Origin of the sequence: Lysinibacillus sp. NPDC056959 (genome assembly GCF_042674095.1) — a bacterium.
In the GTDB taxonomy this organism is placed as follows: domain Bacteria; phylum Bacillota; class Bacilli; order Bacillales_A; family Planococcaceae; genus Lysinibacillus; species Lysinibacillus zambalensis.
In genome coordinates this window covers 322,229-344,670 of sequence record NZ_JBHURE010000002.1, presented here as the reverse complement: position 1 = coordinate 344,670, position 22,442 = coordinate 322,229, and the positions used below count along the sequence as shown (strand labels likewise).

Below are 22,442 nucleotides of genomic sequence, written 5' to 3'. Positions count from 1 at the left end.
AAACTTTTTCACCATTTTCCTTCTGTAATCAAATACTATCTGTATGAGAGTGAGTCATGCTAATGGATTAAAAAAGACCAGGTGATTAATATAGATATTTTTGTAGATATTTTTAAGCAAAACAAAATAAGGCACGATTGGACAACATTATATGTAGGATTAGAACTTAATCTAATAAAACATAGTGACATAATGAATTATGCAGTTGGATTCTTGACAAACTATCCAGAAACAAGTAATCAAAATATTATTCTACTAGCTTGGGGTGGGGATGATATTGATTACAAAAGTTTACTAAAAAATATATTAAAAGAGTCAGAGATTAATGATTTCAAGCTAGATTCTAATCTTTGGCAATTTGAAAAAAGAAAATGGAGATTTGGTATATTGGCTTATATAAGAATGAAACATCTAGATAATTATGAGGAGTTATTAAACAAGATTACTGAAGTATATGCTGATTTTAAGTATCCAGAAGACATGGAAAGCTTTATTAATTATCTCCCTCGAAAAGACGGTCATGATTCTTCACAATACTCAAAAGATGAGAATGTAGCTAGATTAATAAACTTATTTAATGATTTTCTAAACAAGGAACACCAATATTTACAAAATCGCTAATACCTTTAGTTTGTTTTTATGTTATGGAAGAAAATTTTCAAAACTTGAAGAATGGCCTTGAATCGTAAGCATTGAAGCAAAGGTTAATATAGGCTTGGATGTTGAATATGAGGGGCAACGGCAGCTAAAGGAAGAAGAGGGGCTGTCGACTGGCAGCCCATTAGTTCATTTTATCAAAAAGAATCCTAAATTTATCGAAAACTCACGAGCACCTAAGCTATGCATTTTTAGATTCTTTGTTAATACCTAAATAAGTGAACGACCTCCAAACATATTTTAACGGCCCGAAGCGGAATTTGGATAACCAAAGCTTACTAAAAATCACTTGGAAAACAAAAATGACAATGGCAATGATGATAGCTGTCGTTAAGTGGAGTTTTCCGTATACGCCGAATGCAAATGGTCCAAATAAAAATGTACAAATGATAGATTGGCCGATATAGTTTGTGAATGCCATTCTTCCTGGGAACGCTAACCACTGTAAAATTTTCTTTCCTTTCACCGTGTGATAAATAAAGATTAAGCTAATGGCATAAAAGATTGTTAGGAGTGGCGAGCTAATATATTGAACAGTAGAAAAATTTTCTGAAAGGGAAGGTAAGATCCAGCCTAATGTCCCACCAAAAATCAATGTTAGTAACCACGTGATGAAAAAGCCTTTTCGATATTCTTCAAAACGATGAAGCCATTTTTTCTTCGCAACAGCTGCTCCAAATAAAAACATTAGTAGGAACGGTAGATTTGAAAATAAAAAAAATATTGGGTTACCTAAAAAAAGAACATATAGCCCATTACGCATTGTATAAAAAGTTCTTTCCATAAGATTAGCATCTATTAATTCTTGAATATTTCCGTTTTGATGGGCATCGATCGTAACTTGCATGAGCTGACGACTTTCCTCTGACATGGACATTGTCATAGTTGTAGTTGAATCAGAGGATAGAGCTCCAAACGTAAATGATCCCAAAAGTAAGCTATATAAAGTTAAGCTAATAATTAACATAGCTTTTGGTTTTAACTTATGCATGAGAAGGAGTAAAAATCCTAAAATTGCATAGTCTGTTAAAATATCTCCAAACCAAATGAAATAGGCGTGGATAGAACCGAAAATAAATAACGCAATTAGTCGTCTAGAATAAATTCCCCAAAAGTTTAGTTGCTTTGCAGCAGCTCTTTCCTGCATAATGACCATGCCAAAACCGAACAGCATGGAAAAGAGCATGACAAATTTTCCCTCGACAAACATAGTAAGAATAGTTTTAACTGTATAATCGGCATCATTCCAAAAAGAAGTCCATTCATTTTTAAAACTTAAATCTTCCTGCATATAGGCAGGGTAAAGGAACCAAACAATATTAGCTAATATGATTCCTAATAATGCGAACCCCCTTAATATATCGAGTGTTTCAATCCGCTCTTTGGCAGAAATGGGTAAAAGCTTTTGTTTCATATAATCATCCTTTACATTGTTGTTCTGTTCTTTCAACAAGTGGCTATTAGTTGAAAAAACTAAGTTAATGAAACTTTAAATGATAATTATCAGGATTTTATAAGGAAATAAAAGGATTGTAAATTGTGAAACGAAGAGTTAGATGGGAAGAGCGATTTATCAATAAATAAAATAAGAAGATAGAAGAGGAAAGGTTTTTGGAGAACTCTTAATTATTATTGGATTGAGTGAAATTAAATAAGAAGAAATAGGATATTCATTTATGATAAGTGTCGAAGAGAAAGGAAAGTTAAGTACAATAACGTATTTCGAAGAGTCAACCTTATTTTATTACAAGACAAAGAGATATGAGCTTGGTAATAATGTTTGATTTAATAAATTTATCTTAATATTGGACTAACAAATAAATTCATAAAATAACTTTAATGGGATTATTGTTCCAAGCTCTATGCTATTTAAAAACTCTAAAAATCCTCTCCTTCAATTTCTGGTTAGATCTAGTCGGAATAGTTACCACTAAAATATGCTTGGGGGTCAGTTATTTTTTTACTAATAAATATTTCTGCCCATTCTCTGATTACCTCAATGTAAAAATCTTCATCTTCACTAGGAGAAATCTGTAATATTTCATCCATGCTACCCACTTTTTGCACATCACCAGTGTCAGTGTTTATAGTCACAGTTAATTTTATATCTTCTTCGTGACAAATAGTGGCTGTAACTTGATTTTTATCTAAATCAACATGTGTATAATTTATTATTATACCTGTTCTTTTGAAGTAGCTGCTACATGTCAATTTTCTTCACCTTTTTCGTATGATTTTATAACTAGTTCAATAAGTTATTTGAGAAATAATACTTTCCATATAACTAAAATCTTCATTATTATTTGACTGTAAAATAAAACGGACCATTGGCTAATGCATCATATTTACCATTTTTAGCAGTTATAATGCTTCCGCCGAGCTTTACTCTATAACTTCCGGATGCTAATCTAAAGCTTGCTTCATTTCTGATTGTTTTGGTTGGGATATTTACACTAAGTTTAAATGAAAAAGTAGAATAATCTTTCCAACCAACAGCCCATAATGTTTTTCTAGAAACACAATTACATTACTATATGTAATTACATCTCCACCAACTTCAATAGTCCATGGACATGAACCCATCACCATACATGAAATGATACCTCTAGCAAAACTCAGACCACGGGGCTAGTTTTGATCATCATCCGATTCAGGAGCAAATAAAGTAGTTACGGAATCTTGTAATTTGTTTACATCTATAGATGGCTCCTTTTCTTCTGTAATAATGACTTCTGAACCTTCAACAGTAAGTGCAATTTCTTCAGCCATAGATTGAGTTGGAACTACGATAAAGAAGGATAATAGAAATAAAAAACTGCATATTTTCTCATGAATTTCCCCTCCTTAGAATACTCTTTTTAAATATCTGAAAATTAAAACTATTTATAGCATCCTATCATTTTAACAAATCGAAAACAATAGTTTTAATTGGAATTAATTAATTTGCTTAGAGAGTTGGATTGGTAGCGGTTGTGTTAGTGAGTTAGTGGAGTTAGATGACTCTATTGAAACTTGTAACATGGTGTTAACAGCTTCACCCATTGGGGATTAAAAGATTTAGTCAAAATAAAAAATGTTTTGCACTCAAAAATATCTGCTATAGATATACTAAAATGTTCTAAAACAATTCCTTGTGAACTTGTTAATGAATATCCTTACTATCAAGCTACAAGGCAAATTGAATCATTGGGGGAAATTGGACAAGTACTTAAAGTAGTTCCTTTTAAAAAAGATAAATTATAAAAAATTGGCTTTTTCCAACTTTAAAAGAGTAGAAGGAATAAGCTTTTTTATTTTTGAAATGATATCAAGTTATGGATGGTTAAAATAGTGTTAAAACAAAATATTTAGAAAATTAGTACATTGTGTGAAAATAATACATAATCTATCGTTTATTTAGCGAATTGTAGAAAATATTGTTGATTAAAAGTAAAACGATAGTATAATGGAGGGGATGTTACATTTATGGTTATTAATTCCTTGGTAATTAATTGGTAAAAGTGTTGGACTCAGGATGATGGATATTCCAGAAAGTGTAACTATAAAAAAACTAATGAAATGAGGAGATTTTATGATTAACGTAATTCAATATTTAGAGCAAAATCCGTCGTTGATAACTTTGTTAAAAGAAAAAAAAGCTTCTCTACTTGGTGTTACAGAAATTGAACAAAAGGCAATTCTAGAATCCTTTGATGTAGAGCTGCGTGTAGATCTTCGACTTTGGTACTAAGTAATATTAAAAGTAAGTGGTTTTTGCTTGTAATAAGTATTTATTTAATAATTGGTTTTTATTTACTTTATGTTACTTATAACAAATCTTTTATAAATATTGAAGTTAAGAATGAAAATGGGGAATGGTTAGTGGTAGATTCATATTACAAAGATTGGGCTACTAAACAACAAATAGAATCCGGAGATATTATAATAAATGTAGATGGAACAGAGATTAATAATATTTCTAATATCAAGTATGATTTCGTATTACGAGCAGCCAATGATTTAACGATAAAGAAACCCAATGGTAACTTAATTTATGTACACATAAAGCCACTAGATATTCCCCAACAATTTTATTTTGTTCTAATAGCACCAACTTGTTACTATTTTTTAACGCTTATAATTTCTCTATATTTGTATTTTAAACAAAAGGATAATCCTTTAGTGAATTTACTTATATTTTTTATACTAACTGTCTCATTGGCTTATGTAAGTATAGGAGTGTCAGGTAGGTTGGATAATATCGGTACTATTGTAAACCGAAGTAGTATGCTATTTTGCCTAGTCCTATTAATTCACTTTCTAAAGAAATACTTTTTGTTTTTGAATTTAAAATGGATATTTATTAACAATATTAAAATATTTTATATACTTCCTCTGATTGCTGCTTTTTTAAGTATTTTTAGTATATTATATCCTTTTACCAATCCTATATTCTCTAGTTTAACTTTATGTATATTTTTCACTTTGCTAATTTTCATTCTATGTATATTAGGAATAAGTTACATTAAATTTAAAACACCACAATTAAAAATCTTATTGAGTAGTATCATCATCCCGTTTCTACCATTTCTGTTCCTATATGCGTTGCCAAAAATATTTTTCAATAAACAAATACTCTCGGCAGATATAGCTTCCTTATTCTTGATACTCATACCATACAGCTTTATATGTACACAGCTTACTGAACGTATATTTGATATGGAGTACTTTATTACCCGTTTGCGTTATTATTTTAATTTTTCATTTGTTTTTACAATTTGGTTGTTAATGGGTCTTTATTGGCTAACTGATTTATCTATTTCAGGAATGACCAAAATTTCTTTTTTTACGTTCTTTTCTTTAATAGCACTTTTCTACATTAAAGAGAAAATAGATTATCATAAGCGAAAAATTCTTTTTTCAACAAAAGGGGATTATATCCATCGATTGTATACGACAGTTGATAGTATTGGAAGGGTCGTAATGATCGAAGACTTGCTTGAGAAATTTGTTCGAGAAATTGCGTTACACCTTGAGATTAAACATGTTTACATATTAACCTACGATTTGCAAACACATCAAATTACTTCCACAAGCACATCCAAAGAATATACTCAAAATCAAATGAACGAAATAGAGCTTGAGCAACTCCGCTTGGGAGAAATAAAGAAGACAGAGCATTTTTATATTGCTTTTATCCACCAAGATATGAATTATAAAAGAATACTAGTCGTAGACCACTATAAATCTATTCATCTAAAGGATGAGGAATTATTATGGCTTGAATTATTGCTTTTATATGTGAATAATTTTATTGAAAATACGAAAATGGTGGAAGATCTATTAGAGCAGTTAAAACATATGAAAGAGGCTGATAAAAGTCAGTTACCGTGGCTTAATAAGCTACTTTGGCTACGATTTGAACAAGAAAAATATCAATTAGCACAAGAGCTTCATGATACGGTTTTACAAGAGCAACTCCATATTGCTAGGGAGATGGATGTATTTATCCACGCGAAGAAAAAGGCGGATATTCAATCGGGACTTGCTAAGATTCATGAACACATGATTACATCTTTAAATGATTTAAGAGGTTACTGTGAAAATCTGAAGCCGCCATTATTAGATACATTAGGCTTAAATGCTGCGCTTGAGAAGCTTATACAAAAAGTTCATAAGCGTGCTGATTTTGTTTTAATTTACACAATTGATCGTCTATATTTAGAGGATGAGCGTTTAAACTTAATGATTTATCGACTTTTCCAAGAATTATTAAACAATGCGTTAAAACATTCTCATGCCAATACTGTAGAAATTCATCTATTAGAAACAGAAGATGGTTTTGAAATCAATTATTCTGATGATGGTGTAGGATGTAAAATAGATGAGATTATTCTTGCTGATTCAATGGGCATCAGGGGAATGCAAGATAGAGTACAAGCATTTAATGGTCAGTTTTCTATCAATACTGATATAGGAGAAGGAATGTCGATTCGAATTAAAGTAATTGAAGGGCAACCCCATTCCTATGACTACGATACTTATAATAGAAGGCCGGTCATAGTAGAGGATAATCGATGAATAGAAAGAAAGAGATGAACTTTTTTCATACCTCCTAATCTTTTGGTATTGTGCAGAATTCACAGTACGAAAAGATTAGGAGGTTTTTGCTTTGAGGTACAATATTTTCATTAACAAATACCCCATAATTTGTATGTCATGATAGTATATTTATATAGAGAGGAGATGATATCTTCATGGAAATGGAAGAAATGATCTTGAATTATACATCGGAACAAAATGAATTAAGGAAGCATATTTCACTACAAAACAATTTTTCAGCTGATCAAATTAAACTCGTTGCAGGAGTAGATATTGCCTATTGGGGTGAAAATAATAAAGAATATGGAGCTTGTTGCATTCAAGTTATTGATTTTAACTCCAAAAAGATAGTTGAACAAATTGAGTACATAAATGAAATTACTATTCCATATATTTCAGGGTTTTTAGCCTTTCGTGAATTGCCTCTTGTATTAGAGGGTGTTAAAAAGTTGAGAACGAATCCAGACCTTTATATGTTTGATGGAAATGGGTATTTGCATAGTCGTCATATGGGCATTGCTACCCATGCCTCATTTTTCTTGGAAAAACCTACAATTGGTGTTGCCAAAACTTATTATAAAATAGAGAACACAGATTTTATAATGCCGGAAAATATAGCTGGAGCGTTTACTGATATTGTGATTGATGGGGTAGTGTATGGTCGTGCTCTAAGAAGTAGAAAGGATGTTAAACCGATATTTGTTTCATGTGGTAACGAGATTGATTTAGATACGGCAACTAATATAACGATGCATTTTATTGAAAAAGATAGCCGTTTACCAATCCCTACAAGATATGCGGATTTAGCAACTCATCAGGCAAGAAAACTAGAACGAGATTATTAAAATGAGAGGGATAAAATTGAAAAGTGAAGCTGAAATTCTATGGAATCGTATCATTGAAAAAAATTCGAAGTTAGAAATGAACGGTAGAGAAGTATTAAACCTTCAGCCTGGTGCAACAGCTGAAGAATTTCAACAAATCGAAACTACTTTAGGTGTTACTCTTCCTGAAGAGATGAAAAGTTTTTATCGTATATTTAATGGGCAAGTTTGGTCACAAGGAGTACAGCCCTTTGTTAGAAATTTAACCCTTTCTCCCATTTCTGAAATTATTGATAATTGGAAGTTTCTACAGGAGGAGATTGATCCAGATGATTTGCTTCCAGATATAGAGTATGGTGTTGAGGTTAAACCAACACTTTGGAATGAAAAATGGATACCGATTGCTGAAAATGGTGGAGGCGATTATCTTTGTCTTGATACAGATCCGACAGAAGAAGGAGTAGTCGGTCAAGTGTTGTATTTTTGGCACGATTGGGGAGATCGAACAATTGATGCAAAGGGTCTTTTTGAATTTATGGAAATTTGTTTAAATGAAGAAAATATTTAGAAATTAGGAGATATGCGACGATGATTCAGTTGATAATGAAAAAATTAAAGCTTCAATTAGACCAATTATTTTCACTTTTTTTAAATCCACCAGCTTCTGAGGTAGAGATACTGAAGGCTGAAAATGAGATGGGTATTAAATTTCCAGATGAATTAAGGGAGCTTTATCTTTTGCATGATGGAGAGAAGGGAGACGGGCCAGGTTTATTTTTTGGCATGCCGTTTTTACCATTAAATGATGTTTTGCAGGAATGGCATGTATGGGCACAGCTAGAAGAGAAATTTGCATTGGAAGGTGCTTCTTATTCAGTCCCAACAGGATACATAAAAGAGAGGGGTATCAATCGTTATTGGATACCTATTAGTAAAGATTTTGGTGGCAATAATATCGGCATAGATGTCGATCCAGATAAGAAAGGGCGAATAGGGCAAGTTATAAATTTTGGGCGTGATGAGGAAATAAAGTATGTGATAGCAAATCAATTATCAGAATTCCTACTATTTATTTCTGAAACGATATTACAGGGTAATTATCAAATTGAACAAGAAGAAGATTATATCTACTGGAATTATGAAAACAGCACCCATTTTTTAGATATACTTAAAGCCATTGAATTGCCTGTTATAGACCCTGTACGGAGGAGTACTTAATAGTAACATACAGGTTAAAGGGGCATCCCAACTAATGGAGATGCCTCTTTGATGTCAATCTTAAATGCGTTTAGCATGGGCACGTAGATATTTTTCAACATCATTGTATAATCCTGATTGGTTTGCGTACTTTACGTAGTTTTTTGCGGTACGCAGCCATTCTAATGTTGATGGTTGAGCCTCTTCTAAAACGTGTAATAAGTCATTAGTTGTGATTGGACGCTCGTTACCAGTTGTTAAAATTTCAGCAAGGACATTTTCAGTAGCTAATTCTATTACATTTTCAATGTCTGCCCCTGAGAAAAACTCTGTTTGAGCAGCTAGCATTGCTACATCTATTTCTTCAGCATATCTTCCTACTAGCTTCAATTTAAAAATTTGCTCTCTTGCTTTCTTATCTGGTGGAGCGACAAAAATGAGACGATCGAATCGACCAGGACGCTTTAAGGCATTATCAACATCCCATGGTGTATTTGTCGCAGCCATTACAAGAACTTCATCTGTGCTAGTATCGATCCCTTCCATCTCAGTAAGAAATGTATTGATTAAGCTTCGAGAGTTTGCTGAAGAATGGGAACGACTATATCCAAGGGTGTCTACTTCATCAAAGAACATAATACTTGGTCTTTGAAAGCGTGCTTTATCAAAAAAACTTTTTAAATTTTGTTCACTTTCTCCCGTATAGGAGGCCAAAATATCTGTAATATGGACAGGGTAGAAATTAGCCTTACATTCACCAGCGGTTGCTTTGGCAATAAATGTCTTTCCGCAACCAGGGGGACCATAGAGAAGAACGCCGCCGCCTACTTTTTTGCGAAACTTAGCAAATAGACCTTTGTTATAAAATGGGCTAATAATACGTAAATTAATGGTCTTTTTTAAGTCATCGAGGCCAGCAACATCCGCAAAAGTGATTTGCTCCTTACCTTTTTTTACAGTTTTTTTAGGGGCTTCACCATCTAAAACTTTTAACCTAGGTGTAAAATCTATTAATTGACCCGACTCGGCTTCTTCACTATTGACTTCTTTTTCTAGCAATTCTTCTGCTGAAGCGGCAATGGCTTCTTCAGTCTCGATTGTTCCATTTATGTCATGACTTTCCTGCTCAATAACTGGTGAATGGTAGTCCATTGAATTTGTTTGCTGAATTTGTACACTCGCTTTAGTTAATTCATGAATGATTTCCATACGTAGTGTATCATCTGTACAGAGTGAAATTCCTGTTGAATACGCTTGCACAGCTTCTAGCCAGCGACCGTTTTCAGCAAGCTCTTTTCCAAGCCAGTAGTATGCTTGAGGGTCAGTTGGGCTTTGTTCAACCATTTGCTGTAACCATTTAATTTTATCCATATCGATAACCCCTTATTTTTCTTAGTCCCTTTGCCAATGGAACTGATATCCATGTATAAAGTGCAAGTACTACGTAGAATTTTAAAAACAGCATGGCTATAGCATCAAACCCTAATGCTAGTAACAAAAAGGTTAGCCCAATTCCCACGAGCCAAATGATAGATGGACCCCCTAAACGCTCTATAAAACGATTAGGTGCTAGCAGAGGGTGGGTTGTAATTTCCATCTCCTCTAATATAGATAGCAATGTTTGATCCTCAGGGTTTAAAAGAAAGGCTTGTCTGTAATATTCTTTCGCTTCTTTTTCATTATTTCGGAAGGAGGCATTTATTCCAAGGTGCAACAATTTTGCAACTTCGCTATCTGCTGAATTCATATATTGTTCTAATGTAAGGATTTGTTGTTCTTTATTTCCATGTACACCTAGCAAAATAAAATTTTTACGTAACACATATGAATTTTCTGGATCTAATTCTAATGCTTTATTGATTAATAACTTTGATTTTTTTCGATATCCCGTTTGTTTCATTAAAACAGCATAGCCTGCATGTGTTGCTGCATTATTTGGATTTAAACGAAGTGATTCAAGAAAGGCTTCTTCTGCTTCGTGCCACCGCTCGGTTTCCATGTATAAATGGCCGAGAAAATATAATATGATTTCCTCATCATATCCTAATCTCATGGCTTCATGAAATTGTTCTTCAGCCTCGTCAAATTCGTTTATTGCATAGTTACTATAAGCTAACATATACCAAAGCCGACTATTTTCAATATTGTCATGTAGTTCCTCATTAATAAGGTCAATAACTTGGGGATATTTCCCTATATCAAAATAATGCTCGATAACTTCAAAAGATGGTTCTTCATATTCTTCGAATTCACTCATAATATATCTCCTTTCCTAAAGTGCTAGTAAGAATAACGTAGCTAAAGCATCGATAAAGCCATAGAAGATAATTGCGATAAACCCTGGCTTCCATAATGATTCAGCAACACCGTCTACTGCTAAATGTTCTTTATATGGCTCGTCTAAAAATGCGAAGAAAATGAAAAAACAAGCAACCCCAAATAGTCGGCTGACAAATTTAATATACTTTTCATCTAAAGGGATTAGTTGTTGACCAATTGCGTAAACGACTGCAAGCTTCACAATAATAAGTACAATACTAATAATCGTTAACAACCGTATGTATTTCTTTTCAATTTTTAGCCATTTAGCGTTTTGTATTCCTAGTATGGCAATGGCGAAAATACCACCAAGCATAGCAACAAAAAATAGATTACTAATCTCGTAGCTTCTTGTCCTGTCTACGTCATGGCTTGTTAAACTAGGTTTATAAAGATTTTCCATAATCCGATCAAGCTCCTTGTATCCTATTAATATCCTAATAACAGTTGTATTATACATAGATTTCATTAAACTGGAAACATCTTCTTTTGAAGGCTAATAATGCGGTTATTATAATCCTTAGTTCTCATTATTAAAATGCTTACTATTGTTCAGGTAAATATTTGAATCAAATTCATTCGATGACGTCTTTTGTGTGTAGTTTAGGAGCTCATTAACTCAAATAAATGATATTTACTGTAACAATACGGAAGGGGGAATAAGTAATTATTCAACGTAAAATCAAAATAGTATTATTTTCTGTTTTGGAATAGGGAGGAAGTACACTTTTTAGAATTAATCTATAAAATAAAGAGAATTATTAAGAATGTAGCCGATATAATCCAATAGATGATAGAGGAGGTATGGAAATTTGAACAAAAAATTACTTTTCACAGCAGCAGCTATTCCAGCAGCTCTATTTATACCAACAGTCGCAGGGGCTGTGGGAGCTGATACAGTTACAGTCACAGGGAAGAATACAGTAAATGAAACGTTAAAAGCTTCTATCGAAAACTTACCAGCAAACTCAATTGTTAAAGGTTATCAATGGTACTATGTCGGTGGTTCTAATGATTCAACGAATAAACCAATCTCTGGTGCCACAACAGCGTCATTTATAGTACCAGTAGAAGCGGCAGGCAAAGCAGTTTTCGTGGAAGCGACTACAACAAAAGGCGATAAGTATAAGAGTGAAGCCCGTTCGATTAATGAACTAAAACTTTCAATAACTAAGCCAAGAATTGATAGTAGTTCAAATTATGCAGTACCTGGTGAATCGGTACAAGTAGGAGGAGCAATTGTAACCGATGAAGCTGGGGCAAAGTTACAAAGCAATCAAATTACATACAGCTATCAATGGTTTTATAAAGTTGGTGAATCCTTCACAATAATTGATGGAGCTACTAAGGACACATACAAAATTCCTAATAATGCTTTAACAGATGGCATTACAGATATAATGGTCAAAGTACAGGCAAAGGTAGGAACTTCTTTGGTAGAATCTGTTGAGTCTGATGTGATAACAATATCTAATGAACCATCCGATTCAATGATTGAAGAAATTAAAACTTTATTAATAAATGACAACAAATATAATGTAACAAGTTTAGAATCTTTTAAGGCAAAAGTAACGGAATTAGAAAGTAAATATCAGGGACTATCTGCTGCAGCAAAGGCGAATGTGAAAAATTATGATGTATTAAAGAGAGCGGCTGCAGATGTAGATTTAATAAGCAAGTTAAATGAGAAAGTAGATAAGATTAATGAAGTGAATGAAAAAGATCTGTCAAAATATTTAAAAGAAATTGAAGAGGCCTATGATAAGTTTGATTTATTACAACGTAGCTTAGATCTAAATGATGCCTTATACAATAGCATTAAAAACATTTTGAAAGATCCGACAGATATCGATGAATTTAAAGAAGTTAGAAGACTAAATCAGGCAATTGTTGCATTATTAGACTATAAAAGTTCTTTTGTTACGTATGTACCTACTAGCATAGAATCTTTACAATCAGCAGTAGAAACAATTGAAAAGGATATAGCAAAATTATCTCAAAATTACCGAGCAACAGTTCAAAATCAATCGATTTTAAGTGATGCTAAGTCGGATATTAAAAAGGTTGAACAATTTATTAAACTTTTCGATAAGTTGTCAGAAAAAGATTCACCTAGCAAACAGGTGACTACAGCCAAATCTATACGTACGGCTTTTGAAAAGTTAACTTATAAACAACTTAAGCTTGTACCAGAAAAATATATGAATACATTACTTAAAGCTGAAAACGCAGAAAATAGTCAAATAGACAGCTTAAATAGAGAGATTGATAGTTATGTCGGCGATGTGGATGACAGTTACCCGATAGATCCATCAAAAGATTCTTGGCAAGGACATGTCAATAATGTAAACCGTATTATTAATGAATATAAGGGTTTAACGAAAAATTCAGCGGCTAAAATTGTCGGATATAATAGCTTGATAACTTTACAAAAGGATTTTAAAACAGCTGAAAAAATTATTAAGGACATGGACGCTTATCAAAAGCTTTCAGAAACGCCAGGGGTAGCTGAGAGTAAGTTAAAAACGAACTACACAAATGTATTGAAAGCTTATAATAAGTTAACTAGTTTACAACAGTCACTTGTTTATAACGCAAACGATTTTTTATTAAATACACCGACTATTACAGTTGATTTAAATGGTAAGGAACCTGCTGATAAAGCGGCTGCATTAGCTTTAAAAGCCGAAGTTGAGAAGCTTGCTAATGTAACGAAATATACATTTACACAATTCGAAAGTGCTGTAAATGCAGCAACAACAAAATATAAAAACCTATCTTCAGGTGGACGAAAATATGTAACAAACTATTATTTATTAACAGCTGCGAGTAAAGACCTTTCTGGTGTTAAGTCATTCCATAAAAAAGTGCAAACTGCACGACAAGAAACCGATGCAACGAAACAAGCAAAAAAAATTCAAACCGTTCAAACTGCATATGCCAAGCTACCAGCAAATCAACAACATTTAGCTAAACAGCAATATGAAGATTTGCTCAATAATCGACTAGAAGACGGTAATGCACCAGATATCACAACGTTGAATAATGAAATTGCAAAAATTGTCTCAAATGATTCGTATACTGTATCAATAGAAAAGATTAATGAGCTTTCAACTCAATATAAAAAGCTAAGCTCTAGTGATAAAAAACGTATTACGAATGCGTCGATCTTAACAACAGCGGTTTCCGATGTGAAAAAAGTAGAATCATTTATGAAGACGTATGAAAAATCATTTACTAGTAACCCAACAACTGTTATTAAAGCTTTTAATAAGCTAACTTCAAAACAAATGAGTTTAATTAGTCCAGAAATACGACAATCCATTATTGATAAAGATCAAGGTCAACAACAGTCTAATGAAAGTGCTTTGAAATTAGTTGAATCCATTAATTCACTGATTGTAAATGGTGAATATATTGATGACTTGGAAACGAAAGTTAAAGAAATCCGAACAGCATATGATGGTCTTAGTTCTTCTGAAAAGAGCGTCGTAAAAAATTATTCTAAGCTAACTCAGGCCGAGAGTGATTTGAAAAAGGTAGCTGATGTACATGCTCTTTATGTGCCTTCTACAGGAGAAAATGAAGCGGCTCGTAAAACTTGGCAAACTGCCTATGGTAAGCTCTCAAAAAAATTAGAAATTTTATATAAGAAAATGTATGCAAACGATTTATAAAACTGTTTAAGCCTAAACCCCGAATAACGAAATTATTCGGGGTTTTCATGTTGTAGAAAACAAAATGGTCAAGGAAAACTGCAATTTAAATGAGAGGGATTTCTGTCTTGGATTACTCGCTTTAATATGAGCGGACGTCGAGTTTGCTTTCTCCGCTTTCGTTGCCGTTTAGCTTTTATTTAGATACAATGCTAAACATATAAATTAGAGTGATATGTAAGAATATACATGCTATGTGGAGTGTTTGATTGGAGTGGAGATCGGACGCCCCCAGAAAGCGCCCGGTCGGAACGGAAATCAACCTCTCGTTTTGCGCAAAATCTATACATTATACATAAATCACCCTTAATTTTATAGATATAATTGTTCTTCGGTAGAAAAAGGTACTGGTTAAATGTATCTTTTTTATTTGTGTAGAATATCAATTCTTAGATATACTATTTATAGTTAATCTGCATAATAATTGAGAATTTTTTGTCATAACAAAAGTAGTTTGACATAGAAGGTAGGAACTAAAGATGTATAAAATAGGTGTTGTTGGCCCAATAAAATCCGTAGAAAAAATTATCGAATTAGCACATGAAATCGAAGAGGATATGGAATTTATTCCATATATTTATTCGATTGCTACAGAAACGAAACATCTGGTGGAAACCTACAATCAAGATGTTGATTTTTGGCTATTTTCAGGATACATACCTTTTAAAATTGCTAGTCAGACAAGTGTCTCACAGGATAAGCTGGCACATATCATCTTTTCTGAGGCAGCTATTTACAAAGGCTTTTTTGAGCAGTCCTATAAAATAGGGAAAGTTATTGAAAATGTTAGTATTGATATTATTCCATCACCTGCACAAATGTTGTTAGAAGGGGTAGCAGAGATCGAGAAAAATGTAAGGAACATGTATGTAAAGGAATTTGATGTGGCCATTGATCCGAAAGAATTATTTGATTTCCATTATGACCTATGGCTGGAGGGGAAAATCGATTTTGCGATCACATGTTACCCATCTGTCGATGAAGAGCTGAAAAAGAGAGGGGTTCCCTCTTATTGGGTGTCGCCTACAAAAACAGAAATTTACCATACCGTTCAGCTATTTACCGAAAAAATTAAAACTTCGTATTATAAAGAAACGCAAATAGGTGCTGTCATGCTCGAAATAAAAGAATTCGATTCATTGAAGGAAAGAATGAAACAAGGATATCGTATTCAATATTTAGAATTGCGCATGAAGGAAAACTTACTGCAATTATGCGAACAGATTGATGGCTCCTTAATAGAGGAAGGAAATGGGAGATATACTATTTTCAGTACGAGGGGAGCAATCGAAGGGCAGATTCAATTCATCAAGGAAAAGATGTACCAGCTGTCCATTGAAATGGAGGCAAAGGTTACAGCAGGGATAGGCTTTGCACAAACGGTATTTAATGCCGAATTAAATGCGCATAGGGCTTTACGTCAAACGAAAGAACATGAATCGATTGATATTGTCATGATTCAAGATGATGGTACAATGATTGAATCTGTCGGAAATAGCGAGGAGCTAACATATTCCTATCGAGCTGAGGATCCTACCATCCTTGAAAAATTAAAAAAAAGCAATGTTAGCATTAAAAACTATACAAGAATACAAGCGCTAGTTCAAAAAATGAGTTGGAAGCATTTTACGACAAAGGATTTAGCCGCACAGCTTCAAATGAGTGAAAGAAATGCACAGCGCATCGTGGCTGATTTATGTAGTGTAGGTTTAGCGGAAATTTGTGGAGAAGAATTACAGCATACACGTGGTAGACCAATAAAAATATACCAGCTTGTGATGTAGGTCAAGCATATGAAATATAAAATGTCCTAAACCAATGAATGGTTATTAGGGCATTTTTTGTTTGGCGAAAATTTTCGCAACTAAAAAAATACAGAATTTTTTTAGTTATTATTTGTTTTCGATAAATGTTTAAAAGTGTAGATAAATCAACGGTTTCCAAGTTTCTATGACGTATGTTTGACACCATTTTTTATGCGATTATCTATTAGAAATTTTCAAAATAATATTGTCAATTCATAAAAAGTCGATTATTATACGAATATATAACGAAAATGTCGCTATATGCACGAGCCGATTTTAATAAATAGGGAGAGATGAAAAAAAGTATAGAAAAGTTGCAAAAGATATCGAGATGGAAGAATAAGAGTTTTAGTTGTCGCAATATTCGAGTAACTGGATGTCTTTTTCCTTTAATACTATCAATTGCAGCAAATCAGTTTAAACATGGGAGGGATAGTAATGACAACGAATGCAGTAACCAAAAAATCCAGAAATTTAATCCTTGCACTTTTATTTTTAGGTTGGTCATTAGGGAATCTAGATCGTTACATCATGAACTATGCAGTAGTATCGATTACGGGTGATTTAAATTTAGATGCTTCTTCTACTGGAATTATTTTAAGCGCTTTCTTTTTAGGCTATGCGATTATGCAAATACCTGGCGGTTGGTTGGCTGATAAATTTGGCGCTAAAAAAATCTTACTTTTTTCAGTAATCATGTGGTCGATATTTACAGGTTTAACGGCAATAGCTTGGTCTTTAGTTGCGATGATTATCATTCGATTTTTATTTGGTATTGGGGAAGGTGGGTTCCAACCATCGAGCTCTAAAATTATTGCAACGATTTTTCCGAGGGAAGAACGAGGACGAGCAATGTCAATTATGCTTTCCTCTGGAGGTATTGTTTCGTTAATCGTACCTTTACTCGCAGCTTATTTATTAGGAACAATTGGCTGGCGTACGATGTTTGTTGTAATTGGTGCAATCGGAGCCATTATTGCATTTTTATATTGGAAATATATCAAACTTCCACAAGAGGAAGTAGTGGAAAGTAGTAATGGTAAAGAAAGTACTTCTACGAAAGTAAACTTTAAGGAACTTTTTAAGACACCGCTTATGTGGAATTTAATGATTGCTTATTTCTGTATTTATGCGGTGAACTGGGGATTAGTTTCTTGGATTCCAACATACCTTCAAAAAAATCGAGGACTCGATTTAATGTCGATTGGTTGGGCGCAAACAATTCCAGCTATCACTACTATTATCGGTATTTATGGAAGTGGTTATCTCATTGATAAGTTGCCACGAGGAATGGACAAAATCTTAGGTTCAATTTCATGCGGATTAATTGGTATTTTATTGTACTTCATGTTTACAGCAGAGTCAGTAACGATGTTTATTACTTATCAAACGGTCGTTACTTTATTTATTGCATTTGTTATTACATTACTACCTGCCATTGTGTTAAAGAAATTACCTTCTTCTATTACAGGTTCCGCAATGGGGGTTGCTAATACAGGCGGGCAATTAGCTGGATTTGTAACCCCAATGGCAATTGGCTTTATGGTAGATGCTTTTAACGGTTCGTTCGATGCAGCATTTTGGATGTTAATTGGATTTGCGGCTATTTGTATTATTTCGCTTTTAACGTTAAATGATCAAAAAGGAAGTCTTTTGAATTCATAGTAGGGGGTATAAAAAGATGAGTGTACATGAAAAAATTTCTTCATTAGTCGAGTCAAAAAGGGATGCTAGTATTCAATTAAGTGATGCTATTTGGGCAGTACCTGAACTTCACTTTCAAGAAAAGAAATCTGTTCAATATATGAAGGCAGCTTTAGAAGAAGAGGGCTTTGCAACAGAACGTGGCATTGCAGGACTTGATACAGCACTAGTAGGAACGTATGGATCTGGAAAGCCGGTTATTGCCTTTCTCGGTGAATATGATGCACTCCCTGGATTGAGTCAAAAAGGAGGAGCTACTAATTTCGAACCATTAGAGGACGGAGGAAGTGGCCATGGTTGTGGGCATAACTTATTAGGTACAGGAGCGTTCTCCGCGGCTGTTGCGGTGAAAGATTATTTAGAGCAAAATAATCAATCAGCGACAATTCGTTTCTACGGTTGCCCAGCGGAGGAGAATGGTTCAGGGAAAGCTTATATGGCGAAGGCTGGTATTTTTGATGATGTCGATATTGCTATATCTTGGCACCCTGGTACTTTTACAACTGTAATGACTTGCAGCTCCCTAGCAAACTATGCAGTTACGTTTAAGTTTACGGGAAAAAGTGCACATGCAGCAGCAGCGCCCCATTTGGGACGGAGTGCATTAGATGCAGTTGAACTTATGAATGTTGGGGTAAACTATTTACGTGAACATATCATTCCAGAAGCGCGTGTGCATTATGCGGTTACAAACACAGGAGGATCATCTCCAAATGTCGTTCAACCGTATGCAGCGGTGACATACTTAATCAGAGCACCTAAAAAGCATCAAGTACAAGAGATTTATCAACGTGTTGAAAATATTGCTAAAGGTGCAACATTGATGACTGAAACATCGTTAGAAATCGCCTTTGAGGGAGCAGCGTCCAATCTTATTCCAAATAAAACACTTTATGATGCGATGCAAAAACAAATAATTGATCTAGGAATGCCTACTTATACAAGAGAAGATGAACAGCATGCCCAAGCTATTTTTAATACATTTACGCCTGAAATTCAGGCATCAGCATTAGTAGGTCTAAAAAAAGATGATGCTGTGCAGTTACAAGGTAAAGCTATTGCTGACCACATCCCAAGTGTCCTACCTGAATTTATATTAGGTGGATCAACGGACGTTGGAGATGTAAGCTGGAATGTCCCAACTGTCCAATGTACAACTGTATGTATGGCACTAGGTACACCACTTCATACTTGGCAGGTTGTATCACAGGGTGTTATGCCAATAGCACATAAGGGGATGTTACAGGCAGCAAAAATAATGGCTTGCACTGCTGTCGATCTAATTGATAATCCATCACTTATTGAAGAAGCTAAAAAAGAATGGAAAGAACGTCTAGACGGGGAGACTTATGTTTCACTAATTCCAGAAGGTACAATGCCTCCAAAATTTTAAAAAAGTTATACCAAAAAGAGTCTTCATAGGGTAAACTATGGAGGCTCTGTTTTTGCCTAATATTAAGTTTTTTCTTAGTTAAGTGTACTTATTGAGTAGTTATGGCGTAAAATGCCGTTTTTTGAAAGGAGATTACAAAATGCCGACAGAACATAACAATTATAAAAATAATCAACTTGCGGCAGAATGGGTGGAACAGTTTCGTCCTTTTGCTAAAGATGGGCAATGCGCAAGTTATATTCCTGCTTTAGCTGAAAAAGATCCAAACCAATTAGCGATATCGATTATCGGTACTAATAATGACGAAATGAAAGCCGGAGAGACAACTGAACTATTTACGCTGCAAAGTGTTTCAAAGGTCGTTACATTTATTTTAGCGTGTATGGAACGAGGATTACCTTATGTTTTAGAACGAGTTGATGTTGAACCTACAGGTGACACCTTCAATTCAATCATTCGTCTAGAAAGCCATCAGCCTGGAAAACCTTTTAACCCAATGATTAATGCTGGAGCCATTACAGTATCCTCTATGCTTGACGGAAACTCTCCGCAAGAGAAGGTTTCAAAAATCCTTTGTTTTTTAGAGCAAATGATTGGCAAGAAATTAAAGGTGAATGAAGAGGTTTATCAATCTGAGTGGCAAACGGCAAATCGAAATCGGTCATTAGCCTATTATTTAATGGATTCTGGCTTTTTAGACTGTCCTGTAGAGGAAGCATTGGAAGTTTATTTAAAACAATGTGCGATTGAAGTAAATGTTTCAGATTTAGCGATGATTGGTTTAGTAATCGCCAATGATGGCTATCATCCTCTAACAAAAACACAACTTTTTCCTAAGCAAGTAGCAAAATTAGCAAAAGCATTGATGGTTACTTGTGGTATGTATAATGCTTCTGGTAAATTTGCTGCATTTATTGGGTTACCCGCTAAAAGTGGTGTTTCCGGAGCGATTTTGGCGGCTGTGCCAAGTCATGCAGGCTTAGATTCACCTTTCCCTGCTGGGTGCGGTATTGGCATATATGGACCAGCAATTGATAACATCGGGAACAGCGTAGCTGGCGTGAATTTACTTAAGCATATCGCTACCGAATGGAATATGAATATTTTTTAATCAAATAAAGAAAGATGATTTCTATATGGAGTCATCTTTTTTTACTTCTTTTAGCGGATTTCTAAACATCCGCTCCGCCAAGAGTATACCGTTAATTTGTAATAAAAAAGCCCTGAATAGCTTCACTTTGCTTAAAGTGTCACTATCTAGGACAATATAATTTAGCGTATTACTTTCTTTTTTTCTTATAAAGAATCAACAGCAATATAAACCAAATTGGTGTCAATAGTAATGCGGTACGAGTTGCTTCTGAAATGAACATCACTACTAATAAAAATGCAAAGAAGGCAAGTACTAAATAGTTCACGAACGGAGTGAAAGGTGCCTTGAAAATTGATGCTTCATGAAGTGCACGATTTTTACGTTTATAGATGATATGAGAGATTAATATAATACTCCACACCCAGATAAAGCAAATGGCACTAATCGTTGTCACAACACTAAAGGCGTTTTCAGGCATTAATTTACTTAGTAATGCACCAACAGATACTACAATTGCCGACACAATAAGTGCGTTGCTTGGTACACTGTTTTTATTGAGCTTTGCAAACGATGGCGAAGCTTGCTTGTTGTTTCCAAGATTAAAGAGCATGCGGCTTGTAGAAAATAAACCACTATTTCCAGCCGAAGCAGCAGATGTTAGAACGACAAAATTAATAATCCCTGCAGCAATTGGAATACCGGCTAGTGTAAATACTTGTACAAATGGACTACTAGAGGCAGACATTTCATGCCAAGGATTAATGCATAAAATAACAAATAGCGCCCCTACGTAGAATAACAAAATGCGTATTGGAATTTTGTTAATGGCAGAAGGAATATTTTTTTTAGGATCGGCGGTTTCAGCAGCAGAAACCCCTACTAGCTCGACACCAACAAAAGCGAAAACTACCATTTGGAATGCCATTAGGAACCCATGTAGGCCATTCGGGAATAACCCGCCATATGCCCAAAGATTTTCAACAGAAACTGTGCCAGCGCTTGTTTGAAAGCCTGTAAATAACATGAATAGTCCGATCGCAATCAGTACTACAATAGTAATGACTTTTATTAGTGCAAACCAAAATTCTAGTTCGCCAAATAGTTTTACAGTTAATAGATTCAACATTAGCAACAGGACTAAACAGCCAATTGCAGGCACCCATTGTGGTATATCAAACCAATATTGTACATAAACACCGACAGCAATAATATCTGCCATAGCAGTCATAATCCAGCAGAACCAGTATGTCCAGCCGGTAATGTAACCTGCCCAAGGTCCTATGTATTCGGATGCAAAATCAGTAAAGGATGTATAGCCAGCATTCGATAATAACAGTTCACCTAAAGCCCGCATGACGAAAAATAAGGCGGTTCCGACTATTAGATAGGCGAAGATGATGGAAGGTCCTGCTAAAGCAATGGCTTTTCCGGAGCCTAAAAATAAACCAGTACCGATTGTTCCGCCAATCGCAATGAGCTGCACATGGCGATTTTTTAATTCACGTTTTAATTGATGTTGTTGTTGTTCCACGTTGCTCCCCCTCAAAGATACGTAAAAACTATGACTGGAAATAAAAAAGAGACTAGTAGTGACACTAGTCTCGTAAACGACAGAATAACAAACAAATACCGATTGCGAATGTTGTATGTAAA

General features: G+C 34.3%; 18 protein-coding genes. 11 read left to right on the top strand and 7 right to left on the bottom strand.

Translation table 11 applies throughout. The annotated features are described in order from the left end of the window. Nucleotides 1-81 precede the first annotated feature (81 nt). Nucleotides 82-621, top strand: coding sequence for a DUF2247 family protein (locus ACFTQ7_RS03755; protein WP_386827383.1), 540 nt, complete (start codon nt 82-84; stop codon nt 619-621). A 217-nt stretch (nt 622-838) separates the two neighbouring features. On the opposite strand, the gene ACFTQ7_RS03750 is transcribed toward ACFTQ7_RS03755, so the two are convergent. From ACFTQ7_RS03750 to ACFTQ7_RS03740, 3 genes are all read right to left on the bottom strand, one after another. After that, nucleotides 839-2,071 carry a DUF418 domain-containing protein gene (locus ACFTQ7_RS03750; RefSeq protein ID WP_386827382.1) on the bottom strand — a complete coding sequence of 411 codons (1,233 nt, stop codon included), beginning with the start codon at nt 2,069-2,071 and terminating at the stop codon, nt 839-841. Nucleotides 2,072-2,568: 497 nt separating this feature from the next. Further along, nucleotides 2,569-2,868 carry a hypothetical protein gene (locus tag ACFTQ7_RS03745; protein WP_386827381.1) on the bottom strand — a complete coding sequence of 100 codons (300 nt, stop codon included), beginning with the start codon at nt 2,866-2,868 and terminating at the stop codon, nt 2,569-2,571. Nucleotides 2,869-3,285: 417 nt separating this feature from the next. Then, a complete protein-coding gene (locus ACFTQ7_RS03740) occupies nt 3,286-3,426 on the bottom strand; it encodes a hypothetical protein (RefSeq protein WP_386827380.1) in 141 nt (46 codons plus the stop codon). A gap of 802 nt (nt 3,427-4,228) precedes the next feature. On the opposite strand from ACFTQ7_RS03740, the gene comX reads away from it, so the two are divergent. From comX to ACFTQ7_RS03715, 5 genes are all read left to right on the top strand, one after another. Next, nucleotides 4,229-4,387, top strand: coding sequence for a competence pheromone ComX (gene comX / locus ACFTQ7_RS03735; RefSeq protein WP_386827379.1), 159 nt, complete (start codon nt 4,229-4,231; stop codon nt 4,385-4,387). Between the two features lie 131 nt (nt 4,388-4,518). Continuing rightward, nucleotides 4,519-6,717, top strand: coding sequence for a sensor histidine kinase (locus ACFTQ7_RS03730; RefSeq protein WP_386827378.1), 2,199 nt, complete (start codon nt 4,519-4,521; stop codon nt 6,715-6,717). A gap of 176 nt (nt 6,718-6,893) precedes the next feature. Continuing rightward, nucleotides 6,894-7,583: an endonuclease V gene (locus ACFTQ7_RS03725; protein ID WP_386827377.1), complete on the top strand. Its 690-nt coding sequence runs from the start codon at nt 6,894-6,896 to the stop codon at nt 7,581-7,583. Between the two features lie 76 nt (nt 7,584-7,659). Next, nucleotides 7,660-8,130 carry an SMI1/KNR4 family protein gene (locus tag ACFTQ7_RS03720; protein WP_386827477.1) on the top strand — a complete coding sequence of 157 codons (471 nt, stop codon included), beginning with the start codon at nt 7,660-7,662 and terminating at the stop codon, nt 8,128-8,130. A gap of 20 nt (nt 8,131-8,150) precedes the next feature. Beyond that, a complete protein-coding gene (locus ACFTQ7_RS03715) occupies nt 8,151-8,780 on the top strand; it encodes an SMI1/KNR4 family protein (RefSeq protein WP_386827376.1) in 630 nt (209 codons plus the stop codon). A gap of 60 nt (nt 8,781-8,840) precedes the next feature. Here ACFTQ7_RS03715 and ACFTQ7_RS03710 read toward each other — a convergent pair whose 3' ends face one another. From ACFTQ7_RS03710 to ACFTQ7_RS03700, 3 genes are read right to left on the bottom strand one after another with little or no spacing between them, the layout of a single operon-like run. Continuing rightward, nucleotides 8,841-10,130, bottom strand: a complete 1,290-nt coding sequence (locus tag ACFTQ7_RS03710; RefSeq protein ID WP_386827375.1) for an AAA family ATPase — start codon at nt 10,128-10,130, stop codon at nt 8,841-8,843. Further along, nucleotides 10,123-11,016, bottom strand: a complete 894-nt coding sequence (locus tag ACFTQ7_RS03705) for a tetratricopeptide repeat protein (RefSeq protein ID WP_386827374.1) — start codon at nt 11,014-11,016, stop codon at nt 10,123-10,125. The genes ACFTQ7_RS03710 and ACFTQ7_RS03705 overlap by 8 nt, the downstream gene beginning before the upstream one ends. 15 nt (nt 11,017-11,031) lie before the next feature. Further along, on the bottom strand, nt 11,032-11,481 hold the full coding sequence (locus ACFTQ7_RS03700) for a hypothetical protein (protein WP_386827373.1): 450 nt from the start codon (nt 11,479-11,481) through the stop codon (nt 11,032-11,034). Nucleotides 11,482-11,890: 409 nt separating this feature from the next. Between ACFTQ7_RS03700 and ACFTQ7_RS03695 the strand changes: the two genes are divergently transcribed. From ACFTQ7_RS03695 to ACFTQ7_RS03675, 5 genes are all read left to right on the top strand, one after another. Beyond that, nucleotides 11,891-14,755 (top strand): hypothetical protein, encoded by a 2,865-nt coding sequence (locus ACFTQ7_RS03695; protein ID WP_386827372.1) that lies wholly within the window; start codon nt 11,891-11,893, stop codon nt 14,753-14,755. 518 nt (nt 14,756-15,273) lie between these two features. Further along, nucleotides 15,274-16,578: a hypothetical protein gene (locus ACFTQ7_RS03690; RefSeq protein ID WP_386827371.1), complete on the top strand. Its 1,305-nt coding sequence runs from the start codon at nt 15,274-15,276 to the stop codon at nt 16,576-16,578. A 459-nt stretch (nt 16,579-17,037) separates the two neighbouring features. After that, the gene (locus ACFTQ7_RS03685) at nt 17,038-18,264 is read left to right on the top strand and encodes an MFS transporter (RefSeq protein ID WP_386827370.1); all 1,227 of its coding nucleotides are present in this window, start codon (nt 17,038-17,040) and stop codon (nt 18,262-18,264) included. A gap of 16 nt (nt 18,265-18,280) precedes the next feature. Then, nucleotides 18,281-19,696 carry a M20 family metallopeptidase gene (locus tag ACFTQ7_RS03680; protein WP_386827369.1) on the top strand — a complete coding sequence of 472 codons (1,416 nt, stop codon included), beginning with the start codon at nt 18,281-18,283 and terminating at the stop codon, nt 19,694-19,696. A 139-nt stretch (nt 19,697-19,835) separates the two neighbouring features. Beyond that, nucleotides 19,836-20,807 (top strand): glutaminase, encoded by a 972-nt coding sequence (locus tag ACFTQ7_RS03675; protein ID WP_386827368.1) that lies wholly within the window; start codon nt 19,836-19,838, stop codon nt 20,805-20,807. 169 nt (nt 20,808-20,976) lie between these two features. On the opposite strand, the gene ACFTQ7_RS03670 is transcribed toward ACFTQ7_RS03675, so the two are convergent. Next, the gene (locus ACFTQ7_RS03670; RefSeq protein WP_386827367.1) at nt 20,977-22,320 is read right to left on the bottom strand and encodes an amino acid permease; all 1,344 of its coding nucleotides are present in this window, start codon (nt 22,318-22,320) and stop codon (nt 20,977-20,979) included. Nucleotides 22,321-22,442 lie beyond the last annotated feature (122 nt).